The organism is Vibrio sp. Vf1514 (assembly GCF_052076135.1).
In the GTDB taxonomy this organism is placed as follows: Bacteria; Pseudomonadota; Gammaproteobacteria; order Enterobacterales; family Vibrionaceae; genus Vibrio; species Vibrio furnissii.
Genome location: NZ_CP197267.1, coordinates 2470871 through 2490544, shown reverse-complemented (window position 1 = coordinate 2490544; position 19674 = coordinate 2470871). Strand labels below are relative to the sequence as shown.

At 50.7% G+C, this 19674-nt stretch carries 17 protein-coding genes; 10 read left to right on the top strand and 7 right to left on the bottom strand.

From position 1 onward, the window contains the following. The first annotated feature begins 7 nt into the window (after positions 1–7). From nqrE to ACS18Q_RS11535, 9 genes are all read left to right on the top strand, one after another. Positions 8–604, top strand: coding sequence for an NADH:ubiquinone reductase (Na(+)-transporting) subunit E (nqrE, locus tag ACS18Q_RS11575; protein WP_004724963.1), 597 nt, complete (start codon positions 8–10; stop codon positions 602–604). A 33-nt stretch (positions 605–637) separates the two neighbouring features. After that, positions 638–1861, top strand: a complete 1224-nt coding sequence (nqrF, locus tag ACS18Q_RS11570) for an NADH:ubiquinone reductase (Na(+)-transporting) subunit F (RefSeq protein ID WP_004724962.1) — start codon at positions 638–640, stop codon at positions 1859–1861. 155 nt (positions 1862–2016) lie between these two features. Next, positions 2017–3021, top strand: coding sequence for an FAD:protein FMN transferase (locus ACS18Q_RS11565; protein WP_004724961.1), 1005 nt, complete (start codon positions 2017–2019; stop codon positions 3019–3021). Between the two features lie 22 nt (positions 3022–3043). Further along, a complete protein-coding gene (gene nqrM / locus ACS18Q_RS11560; protein WP_004724959.1) occupies positions 3044–3277 on the top strand; it encodes a (Na+)-NQR maturation NqrM in 234 nt (77 codons plus the stop codon). A gap of 122 nt (positions 3278–3399) precedes the next feature. After that, positions 3400–3633, top strand: a complete 234-nt coding sequence (locus ACS18Q_RS11555) for a DUF2789 domain-containing protein (RefSeq protein ID WP_004724957.1) — start codon at positions 3400–3402, stop codon at positions 3631–3633. Positions 3634–3708: 75 nt separating this feature from the next. Beyond that, positions 3709–4773 (top strand): DNA polymerase IV, encoded by a 1065-nt coding sequence (dinB, locus tag ACS18Q_RS11550; RefSeq protein ID WP_441257099.1) that lies wholly within the window; start codon positions 3709–3711, stop codon positions 4771–4773. Positions 4774–5024: 251 nt separating this feature from the next. Beyond that, positions 5025–5771: a YggN family protein gene (locus tag ACS18Q_RS11545; RefSeq protein ID WP_038150868.1), complete on the top strand. Its 747-nt coding sequence runs from the start codon at positions 5025–5027 to the stop codon at positions 5769–5771. A gap of 57 nt (positions 5772–5828) precedes the next feature. Further along, on the top strand, positions 5829–7346 hold the full coding sequence (locus ACS18Q_RS11540) for a sensor domain-containing diguanylate cyclase (RefSeq protein WP_441257098.1): 1518 nt from the start codon (positions 5829–5831) through the stop codon (positions 7344–7346). A gap of 157 nt (positions 7347–7503) precedes the next feature. Continuing rightward, on the top strand, positions 7504–8859 hold the full coding sequence (locus ACS18Q_RS11535) for a sodium-dependent transporter (protein WP_004724952.1): 1356 nt from the start codon (positions 7504–7506) through the stop codon (positions 8857–8859). A gap of 82 nt (positions 8860–8941) precedes the next feature. Here the strand turns inward: ACS18Q_RS11535 and ACS18Q_RS11530 are convergent, their stop codons facing one another. From ACS18Q_RS11530 to ACS18Q_RS11500, 7 genes are all read right to left on the bottom strand, one after another. Next, positions 8942–10042: a succinylglutamate desuccinylase/aspartoacylase family protein gene (locus tag ACS18Q_RS11530; protein ID WP_086027257.1), complete on the bottom strand. Its 1101-nt coding sequence runs from the start codon at positions 10040–10042 to the stop codon at positions 8942–8944. Then, positions 10002–10907 carry a 30S ribosomal protein S6--L-glutamate ligase gene (gene rimK, locus ACS18Q_RS11525; protein ID WP_004724949.1) on the bottom strand — a complete coding sequence of 302 codons (906 nt, stop codon included), beginning with the start codon at positions 10905–10907 and terminating at the stop codon, positions 10002–10004. Before rimK ends, ACS18Q_RS11530 begins: the two co-directional genes overlap by 41 nt. Next, a complete protein-coding gene (locus ACS18Q_RS11520; RefSeq protein WP_014204542.1) occupies positions 10907–11347 on the bottom strand; it encodes an ATP-dependent zinc protease family protein in 441 nt (146 codons plus the stop codon). The genes rimK and ACS18Q_RS11520 overlap by 1 nt, the downstream gene beginning before the upstream one ends. 260 nt (positions 11348–11607) lie before the next feature. Continuing rightward, positions 11608–13080: an aminoacyl-histidine dipeptidase gene (locus ACS18Q_RS11515; RefSeq protein WP_441257097.1), complete on the bottom strand. Its 1473-nt coding sequence runs from the start codon at positions 13078–13080 to the stop codon at positions 11608–11610. A gap of 696 nt (positions 13081–13776) precedes the next feature. Beyond that, on the bottom strand, positions 13777–15561 hold the full coding sequence (locus ACS18Q_RS11510) for a PLP-dependent aminotransferase family protein (RefSeq protein ID WP_441257096.1): 1785 nt from the start codon (positions 15559–15561) through the stop codon (positions 13777–13779). Positions 15562–15661: 100 nt separating this feature from the next. Beyond that, positions 15662–16933: a 4-aminobutyrate--2-oxoglutarate transaminase gene (gene gabT, locus ACS18Q_RS11505; protein ID WP_055466488.1), complete on the bottom strand. Its 1272-nt coding sequence runs from the start codon at positions 16931–16933 to the stop codon at positions 15662–15664. Between the two features lie 32 nt (positions 16934–16965). Next, the gene (locus tag ACS18Q_RS11500; RefSeq protein WP_014204547.1) at positions 16966–18393 is read right to left on the bottom strand and encodes an NAD-dependent succinate-semialdehyde dehydrogenase; all 1428 of its coding nucleotides are present in this window, start codon (positions 18391–18393) and stop codon (positions 16966–16968) included. 219 nt (positions 18394–18612) lie between these two features. Between ACS18Q_RS11500 and ACS18Q_RS11495 the strand changes: the two genes are divergently transcribed. Further along, positions 18613–19629 carry a TRAP transporter substrate-binding protein gene (locus ACS18Q_RS11495; RefSeq protein ID WP_004724936.1) on the top strand — a complete coding sequence of 339 codons (1017 nt, stop codon included), beginning with the start codon at positions 18613–18615 and terminating at the stop codon, positions 19627–19629. Positions 19630–19674: the final 45 nt, after the last annotated feature.

Here is a 19674-nt window from a genome sequence, read left to right as displayed (position 1 = left end):
GGTTGTCATGGAACATTATATTAGTTTGCTGGTTAAATCGATTTTCATCGAGAACATGGCACTGTCTTTCTTCCTGGGTATGTGTACATTCCTAGCGGTTTCAAAGAAAGTTAAAACATCATTTGGTCTGGGTATCGCGGTCGTTGTTGTACTAACAATTGCTGTGCCAGTGAACAACTTGGTGTACAACTTGATCCTGAAACCCGATGCAATGGCTCCGGGTGTTGACCTAAGTTTTCTTAACTTTATTACCTTTATCGGTGTAATCGCGGCATTGGTACAGATTCTAGAAATGATCCTCGATCGTTTCTTCCCACCTCTGTACAACGCGCTGGGCATCTTCCTACCGCTGATCACAGTAAACTGTGCAATCTTCGGTGGTGTATCGTTCATGGTACAACGTGACTACAACTTCGCTGAATCCATCGTGTATGGTTTCGGTTCAGGTGTGGGCTGGATGCTAGCTATCGTCGCTCTTGCAGGTATCCGTGAGAAAATGAAGTACTCTGACGTACCTCCGGGTCTACGTGGTCTAGGTATTACCTTTATCACAGCAGGCTTGATGGCGCTTGGCTTTATGTCTTTCTCTGGTGTTCAACTGTAAGTCGGGTAAACCGCAACAATAAAGGAATAGTCAATGGACATTATTCTTGGTGTAGTGATGTTTACTCTGATTGTACTGGTTCTAGTGCTGGTGATTTTGTTCGCCAAATCTAAGCTGGTACCAACAGGTGACATTACAATCTCTATCAATGGCGATCCTGAGAAAGCGATCGTCACACAGCCAGGCGGTAAACTACTGACTGCGCTAGCAGGTGCTGGTGTATTCGTATCGTCTGCGTGTGGTGGTGGTGGCTCTTGTGGTCAGTGCCGCGTAAAAATTAAATCTGGCGGTGGCGACATTCTACCGACTGAGCTTGATCACATCACTAAAGGTGAAGCTCGTGAAGGTGAGCGTCTGGCTTGTCAGGTTGCTGTGAAGAACGATCTGGAACTTGAACTTCCAGAAGAAATCTTCGGCGTGAAGAAATGGGAATGTACCGTTATCTCGAACGATAACAAAGCGACATTCATCAAAGAGCTGAAACTGCAAATTCCTGATGGTGAATCTGTACCGTTCCGTGCGGGTGGTTACATTCAGATTGAAGCACCAGCTCACCATGTGAAATACGCTGATTTCGACGTTCCGGAAAAATTCCGTGAAGATTGGGACAAATTCAATCTGTTCCGCTACGAGTCTAAAGTGGATGAGCCAATCATTCGTGCATACTCGATGGCAAACTACCCAGAAGAATTTGGCATCATCATGCTGAACGTACGTATCGCGACGCCGCCGCCAAACAACCCAGACGTACCACCGGGTCAAATGTCTTCATACATTTGGTCGCTTAAAGAAGGTGATAAATGTACGATCTCTGGTCCATTTGGTGAGTTCTTCGCGAAAGATACTGATGCTGAAATGGTCTTCATCGGTGGTGGTGCAGGTATGGCTCCAATGCGTTCTCATATCTTCGACCAACTGAAACGTCTTGATTCTAAGCGTAAGATCTCGTTCTGGTACGGTGCGCGTTCAACACGTGAAATGTTCTATGTGGAAGATTTCGACCAGCTGCAAGCTGAGCACGATAACTTTACATGGCACGTTGCACTGTCTGATCCGCTTCCAGAAGATAACTGGGATGGTTACACCGGCTTCATTCACAACGTTGTGTACGAAAACTACCTTCGTGATCATGATGCGCCAGAAGATTGTGAATACTACATGTGTGGTCCACCGATCATGAACGCATCGGTTATCAACATGCTTCATAACCTCGGTGTTGAAGACGAAAACATCCTGCTGGATGACTTCGGTGGTTAATCCACGATAATTTGCTAAATCTATGGCTGGCTCATTCGAGTCAGCCATTCTTTTTTTCAAGTGAGAGTAGCTATAGGTAAATAGGGCGAGGAGCCTTTTAGCCATCAGGATTCGGATTTCCCTATATCTATTTCCATTGTCTGAGGAGTAAACAAGTGAGAACTTGGCTTGTTGCGTTAGCTTCTTTACTGTTGTTGGCTGGTTGTGAACAACCTCCACAGCAAGTGCATTTGAGTGGCCCAACCATGGGCACGAGCTACAACATCAAATACATTCAACAAGATGGCCTGCCATCGTCTGACGATCTCCATAAAGAGATCGACCGTTTGCTGGAAGAAGTGAACGACCAGATGTCGACTTACCGTCAAGATTCAGAGCTGAGCCGTTTCAACCAATATCAGGGCACTGACGCATTTGAAGTGTCGACTCAGACCGCAACGGTGGTGAAAGAAGCCATGCGTTTGAGCACACTGACTGAAGGCGCGTTGGATGTCACCGTTGGCCCGTTGGTCAACCTATGGGGCTTTGGCCCAGAGGCGCGTCCTGAGGTAGTGCCAACCGATGCCGAGTTAGCGGATCGTAAAGCCAACACAGGGATTCATCACCTGACCGTCAATGGCAACTCACTGAGCAAAGATCTGCCGCATCTGTACGTCGACTTATCGACCATTGCAAAAGGATGGGGCGTGGACGTGGTGGCGAACTACATCGAATCGCAAGGCATTCACAACTACATGGTGGAAGTGGGCGGCGAGATTCGTTTGAAGGGGCTGAACCGCGACAACGTGCCTTGGCGCATTGCGGTTGAGAAGCCCACAGTTGATGAGCGTAGCATTCAGGAAATCATTGAACCGGGTGACATGGCGATCGCTACCTCGGGAGATTACCGCAATTACTTTGAGCGAGATGGTGTTCGTTATTCGCACATTATTAACCCTCAGACTGGGCGTCCCATCCATAACCGTGTAGTATCGGTAACTGTACTGGATAAATCGTGCATGACGGCTGATGGCTTGGCAACGGGTCTGATGGTCTTGGGCGATGAAAAAGGGATTGAGATTGCGGAGCAGAATCATATTCCGGTGTTCATGATCGTGAAAACCGATGACGGATTCAAAGAGATCGCATCAAGTGCGTTTAAGCCTTATCTCAACCGATAAATAACTGAGTGAGCTTGGAATTATGAATACTTTTCTGATTACTTTCGGTGTATTTCTGGTGGTTATCGCTGCAATGGCAGTCGGTTATATCTTCCAGAAAAAAGTGGTCAAAGGCAGCTGTGGCGGCTTAGGTGCCGTTGGCATTGAAAAAGTGTGCAACTGCCCAGAACCGTGCGATGCACGTAAAAAACGTGAAGCGCGAGAAGCGGCACGTGCTGAACGTCTCGCTGCGTGGGAAAAAGATCGCATCGCGTAATCTCACCCATTTGAATTGACATAACCCAGCTTCGGCTGGGTTATTTTTTTCCTGTCAGATTGAACGTGACGAGAACGCTGAGGCGCTATACTCAAAAGAGCGTAGCGACATCAGGAGGCAGCATGGAACTTCATCAACATGGGATGACGGAGTTATTTGAGCAGCTGGGACTCGGCAGTTCATCACACGATATTGAGCACTTCATTCAATCCCATCGTCATCATCGCGACACCACCCCGCTGCATAAAGCCAGCTTTTGGAACAAAGCGCAGGCGAGTTTTCTGCGTCAAGCGATTGAAGACGATGCAGATTGGGCGGAGCTGGTGGATCAGCTCGATGCCATGCTGCGCAAGTAGCCTCGTCCGGCCGGACTTTGCAAAATCGCGATTCGCTTATATACTGTTTTTTTAAACAGTAGTTGAGTGGCAGCGATGTCAGAGCCGATCAGAAAGATTATCCATATTGATATGGACTGCTTTTATGCGGCCGTAGAGATGCGCGATCATCCCGAATATCGCAACCGACCGTTGGCGGTTGGGGGACATGAAAAACAACGTGGCGTGCTCAGCACGTGCAACTACGAGGCGCGCAAGTTTGGGATTCATTCGGCCATGCCAACCGCGCAAGCCATCAAATTGTGCCCCAACTTACTGGTTGTGCCGGGCCGGATGTCTGTTTATAAATCTATATCACGTCAGATCCACGCTATTTTTCAGCGTTACACCGACATCATTGAGCCGCTATCGCTGGACGAAGCCTTTCTCGATGTCACCGAAGCGACCGCGTGTCATGGCAGTGCGACACTGATTGCGGAGGCGATTCGCCGCGACATCTGGCATGAACTGCATTTAACCGCGTCGGCCGGTGTAGCGCCGGTCAAGTTTCTCGCCAAGGTGGCCTCTGACGTCAATAAACCCAATGGCATGTATGTGGTCACCCCCGAGGAAGTGCAGGGCGTGGTCGACAAATTACCGTTAGGGAAAATTCCTGGCGTTGGCAAAGTTAGCCTCGAAAAGCTCAATCAAGCGGGGTTCTTTGTGTGCGAAGACATCAAAAACAGCGACTATCGCGAGCTACTGCGCCGCTTTGGCCGTTTGGGCGCATCGCTGTGGAAGAAAAGCCATGGCATTGATCCTCGTGAGGTGATCACGGAACGCGAACGTAAATCGGTCGGGGTCGAACGCACTTTCAGCGAAAACATCGTCACCTATGATGAATGTTGGCAAGTGATCGAGCAGCGTCTTTACCCTGAACTGGATGAACGCTTAACGTGTGCTTCGCCGGAACGTGCGATCATCAAACAGGGGATTAAAGTGAAATTTGCCGATTTTCAGCAAACCACGATTGAACATATTCATCCCGAGTTGGAACTGGAAGATTTCAAAACCTTGTTGGCTGAAGTGCTGAAACGCCAAAAAGGACGGGAAATTCGCCTGCTTGGCCTCAATGTGATGCTAAAGCCCGAAGCGCAGATTCGACAGTTGAGCTTTTTCTAAACACTTGCGATCTGAGCGTTCTCCCCCTATCCTGCGCATCCATCGGCTAAATGGTCGCTGAACCATCAATAACTGACAAACCGCTAACCGATGGACGTGCAGTTTTGGGTATGGTTAGCCCGTCCATGCGTACAATCGGATAGGGCCGCCATGTTACTGTCGATGGGTAACAGCGGCGCGAATGAACTCAACGCTTGACCACATGTGCGACTTGGTTTGGTGCAAGCGCCATATCACAGACCGGAATGATGATGAAAAAAATAGTATTAGTAACCTCTTTACTGTGCAGCACGTCGTTATGGGCCGCACAATGCCATCAGGTGGACGTGAAGAATGAAGTTCATCTCAGTGGCAAGGATGTGGAAATCCATACTGCCAGCGGTCAGACCGCGGTGATGGACCACAACAATAATCTGTATTTGGCGGGAGAGAAGCAGTCGCTGACGCCGCAACAGCAACAAGCTGTGGAATCCTATCGTGAAAGCATTGCCAACGCGCTGCCGAAGGCGCGCCAAGTGGCCAGTGATGGCCTTGCGATGGCGAATGATATTTTAGATGACGTGGCGAATAGTATCGATGCGCCAGAAGCGTTCAATAACGTGAAGCAATCGATGAAAGCGTTTGTGGATGACATTGAAGCGCGCTACAACAAAGATGGCGACTGGGTGTTGCCTGCCGATACGTTTGAGTCGATGAGCCAACAATGGCAGCAAGATTTCGACAAAGCGCGAGCGCTATTTACCCAAGAGTTTCTAACCGGCGCCTTTGACGCGATCGCGAGCAAAATGAAGCAAGATGGCGGCATCAACCTGACGGAGCTGGGAAATACTATGGCAGACTTGAAAGCCCGCCTAGAACAGCGCTTTAATGAGCATTCCCAGACGATCGAAAAAGAGCGACGTGAATTGTGTGATTCACTCGACGATGTGGTTGAACAAGAGCAGCAACTGCATCAAAAAATACCTGAACTAAAGAACTACCAAGTTTTTACCATCTAAACTGAAAAGAGCGCTAAGGCGCTCTTTTTCATCCTCTCTCAAAACAAATAAGGTGCCATGACTCTGAGCAATATCAGTCTACGTTCGTTAACTGCACTGACAGCATTGGCGGTGGTGGCGTGTTTTGTCCTTTTTTATCTCGCGTTTAAATACTTTTGGTCGTTTGACCGCGAGCTGGAGCATGCCCGCCAACTGCAACAAGCTGAAACCACTCGCGTCCAAACCATCATTGCGCTGGAGAAACAGGAAATGGGAGCGTCCATGGCCGACTATGCGGCTTGGAACGATCTGGCGGAATACATCGCCGATCCCGATCCCGAATTCATCGAAGACAGCATCGGGATTCACGCGTTTCAGTCGAAAGCGTTGGATGGCATCTTCATTTTCACGCCGGATGAACAACTGGTGTGGGGGATGAAATACGATTTTGAGCAACGCAAAGTTGGTGACTATCAATCGTTTTTGCCCTATTTCCCGATCATTCTCAGTGAACCCAAACGTGCCAGTCGTGACTACGTTGAAGCCAAAGTGCGCTTTGTGGTGGTAGGGCAAGAGCCGTTTTTGGCGGCCACGTCCCGTGTGTGCACCAGCGAAGGCACGGCATGTGACAAAGGTTATCTGATCTTTGTGAAGAAAGTGCGCAGCCAGTTTGCGAATGTGATCGAGCTGGCCACGGGGATTGATATTGATGTGTTGAGCCGCGCGCCGTATGCCGAGATGCCCAAAGCACAACCCAATGTGAGCTATTTGGAGAAACTCGATTTCAGCGGCAATTCCAGCGTGGTGATCAAACTGACGCATCAGGTGAAGCTGCCGACGTTTATCCGCAATGATGAAATCGTCGCGCTGATGGCATTCTCGGTGCTGATGTATTTCATCAACCTGTTGGTGGTCGATTCGCTGGTGCGGCCCATCACGAACGCCAATCGCGTGCTGGAGCGGTTTAAGTCCAAAGGGGGCAAGATCCCCGATGAAAGCTTTTTTGTTTCGCGTGAAATGAAAGCCTTTGCGCGCACCATCAATCAGATTTTCAATGAACTCGACAAAAGCCGCGAAGAGTTGCGCTGGCAGTCAGAACACGATCCGCTGACGCGTATTTCGAATCGCCGCAAATTAGAACGCGAGCTGACGAGTTTCATCTGCGAACAACGCTATCCTTGGGTGCTGCTCTACCTCATCGATGTGGATTATTTCAAGCTCTACAATGATCGCTACGGTCATTTGCAAGGGGACAACGCGCTCAAACAGATCGCGCATGCGTTGGAGAAGATTCCGTTTGATGGCGCAAAAGTCGTGGCACGCTTTGGCGGAGAAGAGTTTTGTGTCGTCTTTGCAAGCGATACGGAATTGGAGCCCGGTCACTTTGCGCATCAAATGTTAAATCAAGTGGCTGCGCTTGCGATTGAGCACGAAGCATCGCCCGTGAAGGGCCATTTGAGCATCAGTATTGGCGGGGTGCGTATCTTTGAGCCGAATCGCGACCAATATCAGGTACTGTTCCATGAAGCGGATCAAGCCTTGTATCAAGCCAAAGATCATGGTCGCAGCCAGTCGGTTGTGAAAGATATTCGCTGAATAAATGAACAATTCAACCGTAGCAGTCAAAATTTACAAAATAAGTGCGACAGATTGTGTAATTTACCTAGCAAACAATTCTATTACTGATTGAGTATTTTGTCGGTTTGTATTAGTGTACTAGTCAACTAGTTTGATGATGTATGTGTGAGTGGTAATGGCACAGAATAATTCCCGTGAAACGTTTGGCTCTCGCCTTGGGTTCATTTTAGCCGCAGCGGGTGCGGCAGTTGGCCTTGGTAACATCTGGGGCTTTCCAACACAAGCGGCCAGCAATGGTGGTGGCGCGTTCCTGTTGGTCTATCTGGTTCTGATCTTTGTGGTTGCGTTTCCTATGCTGGTGGTCGAAATGGCGATCGGCCGTTATGGTCAGGCAAACCCGGTGGATAGTATGCGTTCACTGACGGGGAACCCGTTGGCGAAGCGTGTCGGTGGTTTGGTGGGCTGGGTTGGCCTGAGCGTACCAAGTGCCGTACTTGCGTTTTACAGCATTGTGGGTGGCTGGATCATCTGTTTCATGCTGGGAGCGGTGACCGATATTCTCGGGATGGAAACGGCGACAGCGTGGTTAAAAGGCTTTTCAGTTGAACGTAACCTTCTTGGTACTCTCATTTTTTACGTTCTGACGATCCTCATCGTGCAAGGCGGCGTGAAACAGGGCATCGAAAAGTGGTCCACGCGTTTGATGCCAGCTCTGTTTGTGCTGTTTGCGGTGCTGTTTGTTTACATCATGATGCAACAAGGCGCGATGGAAGGCTTGCAACACTACCTGATTCCTGACTTTGAAAAAGTGTGGGACCGTAAACTGATTTTGGCGGCCATGGGGCAAGGCTTCTTCTCGCTGACGATTGGCGGCTGTTCGATGCTGATCTACGGGTCGTACTTGAGCAAGAAAGAGAACCTGCCCAAGATGGCGATGAACGTCACTTTGGTGGATACCGGCGTCGCGTTCATTGCTGGTTTGGTGGTGATGCCTGCGATGTTTGTCGCGATGCACAAAGGCGTACAAATCTATGCCGAAGATGGTTCATTGCTAAGCTCTGACACGCTGGTGTTTACCGTGCTGCCATTGATGTTTGATAGCTTGGGCCTGTTTGGTCAACTGTTTGCGATTGTGTTCTTCCTGCTACTGACCATTGCCGCGCTAACCTCATCGATTTCGATGTTGGAGTGTCCGGTGGCCTTGGTCGGTGAGCGCTTTAACACCAAGCGCACCCCAACCAGTTGGGTGCTGGGTGGCATTTTGGCGCTATTTAGTGTGGTAATCGTGTATAACTTTGGCGCGCTGTTTGGCTTGGTGGCCACCACAGCCACGCAATACCTGCAACCGACTGCTGCACTGATGTTCTGTCTGTTTGGGGGGTGGGTATGGAATCGCAATGCTAAGTTTAAAGAGCTGGAGCAAGGTTTCCCGGAATTCACCCAGAGTCTGTTTGGTAAAGTGTGGCCTTGGTATGTGCGCTTCGTGTGCCCATTGTTGGTGGCCGCAGTGATCTGGGCTTCATTTGGTTAAGCGTCAGTTGGTTAAGCGTCAGTTCAGTTCGGACACAAAAAAGCCCCGATGAATCGGGGCTTTTTGCTATCGGGCAACCGAACTAAGCGGGTGATGGTGGCATCAACTGGCCGGTCGTCAGCGGTTCAAGATCAGTGTCGATGACCTCTTCAATAAAATCGCCCACTACCTGTTCCACCATGTGATCACGCTGAGTGAAGTAGGCCAGATGGAACACCGCATCCCCTTCGTTCACCAATGGCAACGTTTGTTGGCCAATCACAATGCCGCCTTTATTGGCTTTGATCTCTACTTCAACATTGCCCAGCGGCGAGTTGATGTAAGCCAGCACTTGGCCGCGTTCAACGCGATCGCCCAGGGACACCACAGTACGTAAAATGCCATCCGCTTCGGCACGTAGCCAGCTGGTGGATTTGGCAATCACCGAGGTGGGTAATTTTTTACGGCTCATGCGCATCATCCCAACAGCCTGCATCACGCGTTTAATGCCGACAATGCCAGCACTGATGGCGATTGGCTCAAAGCGCAATGCTTCGCCCGCTTCGTACGTCAGCACGGTAATGCCAGATTTTTCCGCTTCACTGCGCAGCGATCCATTACGCAGGGGCGAATCAAGGATCACCGGGGTTGCAAACGCTTGCGCAATCCGCAGGGTTTCTGGGTTGCTTAAATCGGCGCGGATCTGAGGCAAGTTGGTGCGATGAATCGCACCGGTGTGCAGATCGATGATGTAGTCGCAGTTCTGTGCCACTTGGGAGAAAAAGGTGTGCGCCATGCGCGAGGCCAGCGAGCCTTTTTCACTGCCGGGAAAGCAGCGGTTGAGATCGCGACGGTCAGGGAGATAACGAGATTTATGAATGAAGCCGAACACGTTGACGATCGGGACGGCGATTAAGGTGCCTTTCAGTTTGGTGGGGTCAATGGCGTTGATGAGTTGGCGAACGATTTCGACGCCGTTGAGTTCGTCGCCATGAATGGCGGCATTGACCATTAAAACCGGGCCGGGAGCGGCACCATGAATGATTTCAACGGGAATCGAAAGCGGGGAGTGGGTGTAAAGTTTCGCAGCTTCCAGCTCAATGACTTGTTTACTTCCTGGGGGAATGGACTCCCCCAGAAACTGATACGGTTTATTTCTTCTATTAACCTTTGCCACGGGTTCGAGTCCTTTTACTTGCCGCATTCTTCTCAATAAATTCGACAATCATTCCAGCGATGTCTTTACCGGTCGCTGCCTCGATACCTTCTAAACCCGGTGAGGAGTTGACTTCCATCACCAGCGGGCCACGTTCTGAACGCAGCAGGTCAACCCCTGCGACATTCAAGCCCATGATCTTGGCAGCGTCGATTGCAGTTTTGCGTTCTTGTGGAGTAATTTTTACCAGCGAGGCTGTTCCGCCACGGTGAAGGTTCGAACGGAATTCGCCTTCAGCACCTTGACGTTTCATCGCGGCAATCACTTTATCACCAATCACAAAACAGCGAATGTCTGCGCCGCCCGCTTCTTTGATGTATTCCTGAACCATGATGTTGGCTTTCAGGCCCATAAACGCTTCGATGACGCTTTCCGCTGCTTTGCGGGTTTCCGCTAACACTACACCGATGCCTTGGGTGCCTTCAAGCAATTTAATCACCACCGGTGCGCCGCCCACCATGTCGAGTAAGTCTTTGACATCGTCAGGTTTACTGGCAAATCCGGTGATCGGCATGCCGATGCCTTTGCGTGACAACAATTGCATGGAACGAAGTTTGTCACGTGAGCGGCTAATTGCCACGGATTCGTTGACTGGATACACGCCCATCATTTCGAACTGACGCAGCACGGCGGTGCCGTAAAACGTCACCGAAGCTCCGATACGCGGGATCACGGCGTCAAAGCCCGACAGTTCTTCACCTTTAAAATGAATCTCGGGCTTTTCCGAATTGATATTCATATAGCAGCGCAATGCATCGATCACTTTGACTTCGTGGCCGCGTTGCTTGCATGCTTCAATCAAACGCTTGGTTGAATACAGCGACGAATTACGCGACAGAATACCAATTTTCATTATCTAGGCTCCTCGAAAGGGATTAAAAACGACTCAGTTGGGTCGACAACAATTCTGTGGTGCATGGCTGTTCGGCCTAATAGCATACGAAACGCCATGTTTTCACGGTTGGTGAGCGTGATCTCGGCGGGCCAGGTTTCGCCACCAAGAGACAGATCGGATCGGATCACAAATCGCGTCTCTTCATGGCCACCGGAATCGCGGACCGTGCGCTCGTCCACCACTTCTGCTTCACACACAGTGACTTCTTCTTCATTATGTTGCAAGGGATGGATCCAAAAACGAACCCAGAGCGCTTCATCTTTCATAAAGCTCTCGACCTTGAATGCGTGCAAGCAAGACGTGCGGGCTCCGGTATCGATTTTTGCATTAATTTGATCAATACCTAACCCTGGAAGGCTGAGTGTTTCTCGCCATCCGACAATCATTTTTTCTTTCATCGCAATGTCATTAGTTTGAGAATTTCAGATACTGCTCAGGAATTTACCCGAAAGTGTGGGGGTTAAGCAGCATCCCCGATACAACTTCATAATGGAGTTATCGCTTGAATAGAGTTTGGTGAATAACTCTGGGAACTTCAAGGACGCGAACTCTAGCAGCGAACAATAAATTCAATCTAATGAATTAAATTTTTCGTGTCGACAAAAATTATTGATAGTTTACCAAAACAAAGCCGGGGTTTTTGACCCCGGCTTTCTGGTTAGGCTTTGGCTGGAATATTTTCCAACAAAGCAATCATTTGTTCCCAGAACAGACCGACTGTATCGATCTTCACTTTCTCATCAGGAGAGTGGGGGAATTTGATGGTTGGACCAAACGACACCATGTCCATCGTTGGATAGGGTTTCTTAAACAGGCCACATTCAAGGCCTGCGTGGATCACCATGATGTTCGGTTTATGGCCGTAAATGCCTTCATACATGTCACGGAAGATGTGCATGATTTCAGAATCAGCATCCGGTTTCCAGCCTGGGTAAGCACCAGAGAACACAATGTTTGCGCCAGCGAGTTCTGCCACGGAAGTCAGCATGCTTTCGACTTGGCTGCGGCCTGAGTCGATCAACGAGCGGATCAAGCACAATACTTTCACTTGGTCGTCTTCAGTGGTGACGACGCCGACATTGAGTGAGGTTTCAACTACGCCTTCGATGTCATCGCTCATGCGAATCACGCCGTTCGGGCATGCATTTAGCGCTGCGATCACGCGTTGTTGATCCGCGAGCGTAAAGACACCTTGTGCCACGTCTTTCGCTTCGTTGAAGGTCACGATGCCTGTTTCGATACGGCCGAGTTCTTCCTTCAGTAAGTCGGTGTAGGTGGTGAACAGTGCGTCAAGCTTGCTTTGATTCTCTGCAGGTACGGCGACAGTCACAAACGCTTCACGAGGAATGGCGTTGCGCAGGCTACCGCCACGAAATTCGATCAAACGCAGATCCAATGCTTGTGCGTGGCCGGCAAGGAAACGGGCAATCAGTTTGTTGGCGTTGCCGCGACCGGTGTGAATATCACAACCAGAGTGGCCGCCCTTGAGCCCTTTCAGGGTTAATTGACGAGTCACGTAACCTGCTGGCAGCGCGTCGCGTTGAATATCAAAGCTCAATGCTCCGTCCACGCCACCTGCGCATCCCATGTACACTTCGCCTTCTTGTTCGGAATCGGTGTTGAGCAGGATCTCTCCCTCCAACCAGCCCGCTTCTAGGCCGAACGCACCCGTCATGCCCGCTTCTTCATCGATAGTCAGCAGCACTTCCAGTGGGCCGTGTTTGATCGTTGTCGATGCCAAGACGGCTAAACATGTTGCCATACCGATGCCGTTGTCTGCGCCCAATGTGGTGCCTTTTGCAGTGACCCATTCGCCATCGACATAAGGTTGGATCGGATCTTTGGTGAAGTCATGATCGGTGTCTTCGTTCTTTTGGGGAACCATGTCGATGTGCGCTTGCAGCACGACCGCTTTTTTATGTTCCATTCCCGCAGTGGCTGGTTTCTTAATGAAGACGTTGCCTGTTGGATCGCGACGCACGTCCAGACCTTGTCCTTTGGCCCAGCCAATGATGTATTGCGCCAGCGCTTCTTCATGTTTTGACGGGTGAGGAATTGAGCAAATCTTATCGAAAAACTGCCACACAGGGGCAGGTGATAACTTGCTGATTTCAGAATGGAATTCAGACACAGATAACTCCTTTTGTGTAAATTTTCCCGATTATTGATAGGTTTTTGACGCTATTTTTAGACAAATAGACTGGAATCGGGCTGCGACATAGTGACGACCAACAGCATACCACTATGCGCGGATCGGGAGTAGCGCAATTGCGGATCGATTGTTTTTCATCGGTCACACTTTGGTGATGGTGGCAGGAATACGAATGTGATGAAATGCAATTGATTGCGCTCTATTGGTAATTTTATTAAAAAACAAAATGAGGTTTTTGTAATTAAATTACCAAATATGCATGACGTAGATCAATTAATCGAATTTATGTGATTTTTGTCACCAAAAGTATTGTAATAAAATTTCTTGGTGGTATATTTGTAACCAACTTCGGAAACGAAGACAAAATGCTCAAAGGATGAGTCCGATTTGTCGCCTCCAAGGAACCGAGAAATCAATCAAGAATGTATGGTTTTAATGGTGATAGTTATGAATAAAGGTTTATCTTCTGTAATGTTCTGGAAAAACAAATCTGTGTTTACCGGCAGCTTTACATACCCGTCAAGCTTTGGCTACTAAGCGATAGCTTGCAACTCGAACAGTTTTGTTCACCCCTATATTAGAATTTATTTTTAATCAAATTTGGTTAATATGATTCACCGCCACCTGCGATCAGGTGGCGTTTTTTTATGCCTGCGATCCGGCCAATTGCGATGATCAAGCGCTGATCGTCGCCTCACCAATAAAGTAGCCGTCTTCATCAAACCGTTTGATCTCACCGTGTTCGCACACGATCGTGATGTAACGGATGTCCGAAAATTGCCAGTTACGCCACTGATAGACAAATTTGTCGTTCTCAACCCACCAGTAGCCTTCATCCACGTCGTTCGGACGTTCGGAAATGCCAATCAACTTGCCATCAGCTTGCAGTGTGATGCGATAGGGGATGTTGAAGCAATCTTTGGTGAGTAATGTTTTTTGGGTCAACAGCGCGCGAATTTGCTGGCTGGTGAGCGGCGGCGATTCACAATCTGCCAAGCGTTCGTTGGGTAAGATCTGTTTGGCGATACGCGCCAGTTGTTGGATGCCCTCGCGAATGTTCTCGGTGCGAATCGACTGAAAGCTGAGCCGAAAACTGTTGTTCTTGTGGTCGCAACAGTAATACTTGGCGCCATTGTTGATCAGAATCCCTTGCGCCTCGGCCAGCCGTTCAAAGCGTTCTGCATCAAAGCCCTGTTTGTATTCGATCCAAAATGCCGTGCCTGCCAACGAAGCCACCGCCCCCGATTGCGGGAAATAATAGTTCATCGCTTTTTCCATCGTCAGCCACTTATCGCGGTAGCGCTTGAGTAGCTTTTGCGCCAGCACATCGTAATAGCCGAGGCTGAGAAACAGTGCCAGCGTTTGACAGTTGCTTTTCGGCGGCAGACTGTGGGTGCGCACCTGAAGCGATTTGATTTGTGCGATGAGCGGCTCGGCAGCGACGATGAAACCGATGCGCAGCCCCGGTGCGATGCTGGCCGTAAAACTGGAGATATAGATGATGCGTTCGCTGTGGTATTCGCAGCGCAGCGGTGGACAACTGTTCTCCATAAAGCTGACATCATGCTCAAAATCATCTTCAATGATCAGAAAATCGTGCCGATCAGCTTGTGTCATCAACGCTTGGCGCCGTTCGGGCGACATACGCACGGTGGTCGGAAATTGGTTACTCGGTGTGGTGTACACCAGGTGGCAATCGGCCAGACGTTCATCAACAACCAAACCGTGCGAGTCGACTTCGATCGGCAACACATGGGCACGTCGTGCCTGAAATTGATGGCGCGCTTCTGGATAGCCGGGGTTTTCCATCGCCACCGTACTCTGTTTGCTGACCAGCAATTTACTCAAATAGTAGAGACTGTTTTGGCTGCCCAACGTAATGGCGATGTTGTCTTTGGCGACAAAAATGCCGCGCTTGGTCAGCACGCGAGTGCGGATTTGTTCGATCAGTTCTTCATAATCGTGATCATTGGACGTCCAACTGCGGTGGTTGCTTTTGTTGAGCGATTGAATGCTGCACTTACGCCATTCCGACACCGGAAACAGGTCTTTATCGACGAGTCCATTGACGAATACATACGGATAATCGTTGAGATCGTTCGCCTCGACATCCGCACGGGAGTGCTCGGCATTGAGGTAATTAAACCAATCCAAACCCGCGCTAGTGGCTGGGGCTGGGGTGTCTGGGTGGGGCGCTGGCGCGCTCAATTCTAATTGCGGATTGACGTAATAGCCTTTGCGTTCAATCGGCACCAACACGCCCTCTTCGGCGAGCTGTTCGTAGACCCGCAAAATGGTATTGCGCGATACATTGAGTTTTTCCGCCAAACGGCGGGATGACATGATGCTGGTTTGCTTGGGCACAAATCCGGCAAAGATGGCTTTCGCGATGTCGCTTTTGATTTGATCTTGTAGCGTGCGCGAATCCTGGGGGTCGATATGAATCAATTGATACAGCATAGCTTTCCTGCACATCAGGCAGTGCGTGTGACGCGTATCAACGAAGGGGAGAGAAAACAGACGCGCATGGCTGCGCATCTGTTTGAGGTCTCGTTGACGGTCAGATTAACGACTGCAGTTCCGTTTTTATAATATCCAAGCCTTGAGTGATCAGTGCTGACTCGATGGTCAGTGGCGGAAGGAAACGAATCACGTTTGCCTTCACCCCACACGAGAGCAAGATCACGCCTTGGTGATGACACTTTAATACCAATTGTTTGGTCAGGTCTGCAAGTGGCAAGCCAGTGGTTGGATCATTGAGTTCCATCGCAATCATGGCGCCGACCTGACGAATATCCCCGATGTGCGGGATCGTTTTCTGCATTTCGAGCAAGCTTTCTTGAAATTGCAGACCGACGTGCTGCGCACGCTCACACAGATTTTCATCTTTGATGATCTGAATCACTTCCAGTGCAGCGCGGCAGGCCAGTGGCGACCCGGCATATGTGCCCCCAATGCCGCCCGGCGTGGCGGCGTCCATGATCTCCGCTTTGCCGACCACACCCGACAGCGGGAAGCCGCCAGCAATGCCTTTCGCCATGGTGATCAGATCCGGTTTGGCATCGAAGTATTCACACGCAAACAGTTTACCGGTGCGGGCAAACCCAGTTTGAATTTCATCACAGATCATCACGATGCCGTGTTGATCACACAGGTCGCGGATCGCGCTGACCCAAGCGTTTGGCGCTTGGTAGAAACCGCCTTCACCTTGAATCGGTTCAAAAATGATCGCGGCAACGCGTGATGGTTCGATATCGCAGGCAAACAGATCCTGAATTGCGCTGAGGCTCTGCGCTTCGCTGATGCCATGATACGCATTTGGGTAAGGCACGTGGTAGATGTCGTTCGGGAACGGACCAAAGCCAGTTTTGTATGGGGCCACTTTGCCAGTCAGTCCCATACATAGGTTGGTACGGCCATGGAAGCCGCCTTTAAAGGCAATCACGCCGCTACGGCCAGTGTATGCGCGCGCAAACTTGATCGCATTTTCGACCGCTTCTGCGCCTGTGGTGACAAATGCAGCTTTCTTGTCGAACTCTCCCGGCGCGATGTCGACCACGCGTTCGGCCAGTTCAACGAAGCTGGTGTAAGGCGTCACCATGGAACAGGTGTGGCTGAATTGATCGAGCTGCTCTTTGACTGCCGCGACGATGCGTGGGTGTGAGTGACCGGTGTTATTCACCGCGATACCTGCGGCGAAATCGATGTACTGCTTGCCCTCAATATCGGTGATCAGCGCGTTTTCTGCTTTCGCTGCGTAAATGGGGGCGAGGTTCGCCATGCCTTTCGCGACGACTTTTTCCTTGCGAGTTTGCCATTCCGTATTTGTCATGTTTGCGTGTCCTTGTGATGATGTTCAGCGGCTTAAAAGCCACCGAAGCAGAGGTATTTGATATTGAGGTATTCGTCGATGCCTTGTTTGGCGCCTTCGCGGCCAAAGCCGGATTGTTTCACGCCGCCAAAGGGCGCGACTTCGTTGGAAATCAGTCCTTCGTTAATGCCCACCATGCCGTATTCCAGCTTTTCGGCGATGTGAAACGCGCGGTGAATATTGGTGGTGTAGAAGTAGCTGGCGAGGCCGTAAATGGTGTCGTTGGCGCTGCGCACCAGTTCGTCGTCGTGGGAGAAACGCACGATCGGCGCGACCGGGCCAAACAGTTCGGTTTGCACGATGTCCATCGCTTGTGTCACGTTGGTCAATACGGTCGGTTCGATAAACAGCCCGCCCGCAGACTGACCGCCCAGTGCAATGCTGGCACCTTGTTCGACCGCCGTGTCGATGTAGCTGAGCACGCTGTTTTTCGCTTTGATATCAATCAGCGGACCGATGTTGACGCCCGCTTCAAGACCGTTGCCCATTTTCAGTTCGGCCACGGCCGCGACGAATTTCGTCACGAACTCGTCATACACTGCATCCTGCACATAGAAGCGGTTGGCGCACACGCAGGTTTGACCGGCGTTGCGGAATTTCGAGGCAATGGCCCCTTGCACCGCGGCATCGATGTCGGCGTCATCAAACACGATAAACGGCGCGTTGCCGCCCAGTTCCATTGATGTCCGTTTGATGGTGCCTGCACATTGGGTAATCAGGTGGCGACCCACTTGAGTCGACCCAGTGAATGACAGCTTTTTGATGTCCTCGTGAGTACAGAAAATATCGCCCACGGCGACCGATGAATGGTTGTTGAGCACAATCAACAAGTCTTGAGGCAGACCCGCCTGATAGGCCAGCTCCGCCGTGGCATAGGCTGACAGCGGCGTTTGGTTGGCGGGTTTAACGATGAAGCTACAACCGGCGGCCAGCGCAGGTGCGGCTTTGCGCGTGATCATCGCAATCGGAAAATTCCAAGGCGTGATGGCGGCGGCAACGCCAATCGGCTGCTTGACCGTCATCAGACGTTTGTTGCCTGCCGGTGACGGAATGGTCTCGCCATAGGTGCGTTTGCCTTCTTCGGCGAACCATTGAATGAAGGATGCGCCGTACATCACTTCCCCTTTGGCTTCGGCCAGCGGTTTGCCCTGTTCCAAGGTCATGATGCGCGCGAGGTCGTCGGCGTTCTCTACCATCAAATCGTACCAACGCTTAAGAATCACCGCGCGCTCGGCGGCAGTTTTGTCTTGCCAGCGCTGCTGCGCCTGTTTTGAACGGGCGATCAGCGTGTGGATGGTTTGCGTATCGACAGATGGAATGTAGGCCAGAATGTCATCGGTGGCGGGGTTGAGGACCGCAATCGCGTCGTCACTGGCTGCGCAGGTCGCATTTAGTAGCGTCTTGTTAACAATGTGCTCCATATTTGTATCTCTTTTGTAAGCTGATGATGGCATGTTAGACACAAAACGCGGTGCGTACTGAGTACCAGTTGCTCACAAACGTTGGTACCAGAACGGTGAATTGAGCTGGTACCATAACAACTTCGCCACTGGCTCTATCGCATTCCATTTCCGTTCTTCATATTGAGTTGGGAAACAAATCAATAACAAAAGTGTAACGATGCAGGAAGAGGAATTTCTATGTTAAGTGTAAAGGGAACCAAGCTGGCGAAAGCTGTTCTGGCCGCGGCGGTTGGGGTGAGTGCTTTGATGTGTTCGACTGCAACCCTAGCGGCGCAGTACAACTGGCGTTTTGCGAACTTATACGGCCGTGGCACTGCGTTTGGCGAGGTGTATGAAGACCTGGCCAAGAACATCGAAACCATGTCGAATGGTCGCATCGCCGTGCAAGTGCTTTACTCCGGTGAGGGCGTTGGAACCAGCGGCATTCTGAGCGCGGTGAAATCGGGTTTGATCACCATGGGCGCACCCTTTCAACCGATGCATGCTGGGGAATTCCCGGCGGGCGTTGTGGAAGTGGGCTTGCCGGGTGGCACGTCGGATGTCGCGGCACTGACCACGCTGTTCCATGACAAAGGTTGGGGCAAAATTCTTAAACAAGCGTACGGTTCGCAAGGCCTAGAATGGCTCGATCCTTACATTCAACCACCGGTGTACATCATCACCAAGCAGCCCATCAATTCGATTGCCGATTTCAAAGGCTTGAAGATTCGTGCGCCAGGTGCATACGGCAAGTTCCTGCGTAATTTGGGCGCTTCGCCGGTTTCTCTGGCATGGAGCGAAATCTACACCTCGCTGGCAACGGGTGTGATCGACGGCTCGATCGGCTCAAACATGATTGATCACCGCGATGGCAACCACGTTGAAGTGGCGAAATACATGTACCCCGTGCCACTGGCGGGCGCGCAAGTGCTCCCCATCGTCGTCAATCAGAAAGCGTGGAACAAACTACCGGCCGATTTGCAGGCGATTGTGAAAGCGGCAACGGCAGCGCACGCGCAGGAACAGATGTCGAAATCCAAACTGTGGGAATCGCAAGCGGTGGCAGACATGGAGGCCAAAGGCCTGCAATGGAGCCCGCAGCCTTCAGAGGCGGATCTGAAAGCGTGGAAAGACGCGGGGATGTCGCTGGCAAAAGAGTATGCCGCGGAAGACAAGTACTCCAAGCAGCTGGTGGATATTCTTGAGCAACAATAATGGACGACGCAGGTGAACCCGTTTGGGTTCGCCTGTTTTTTATAG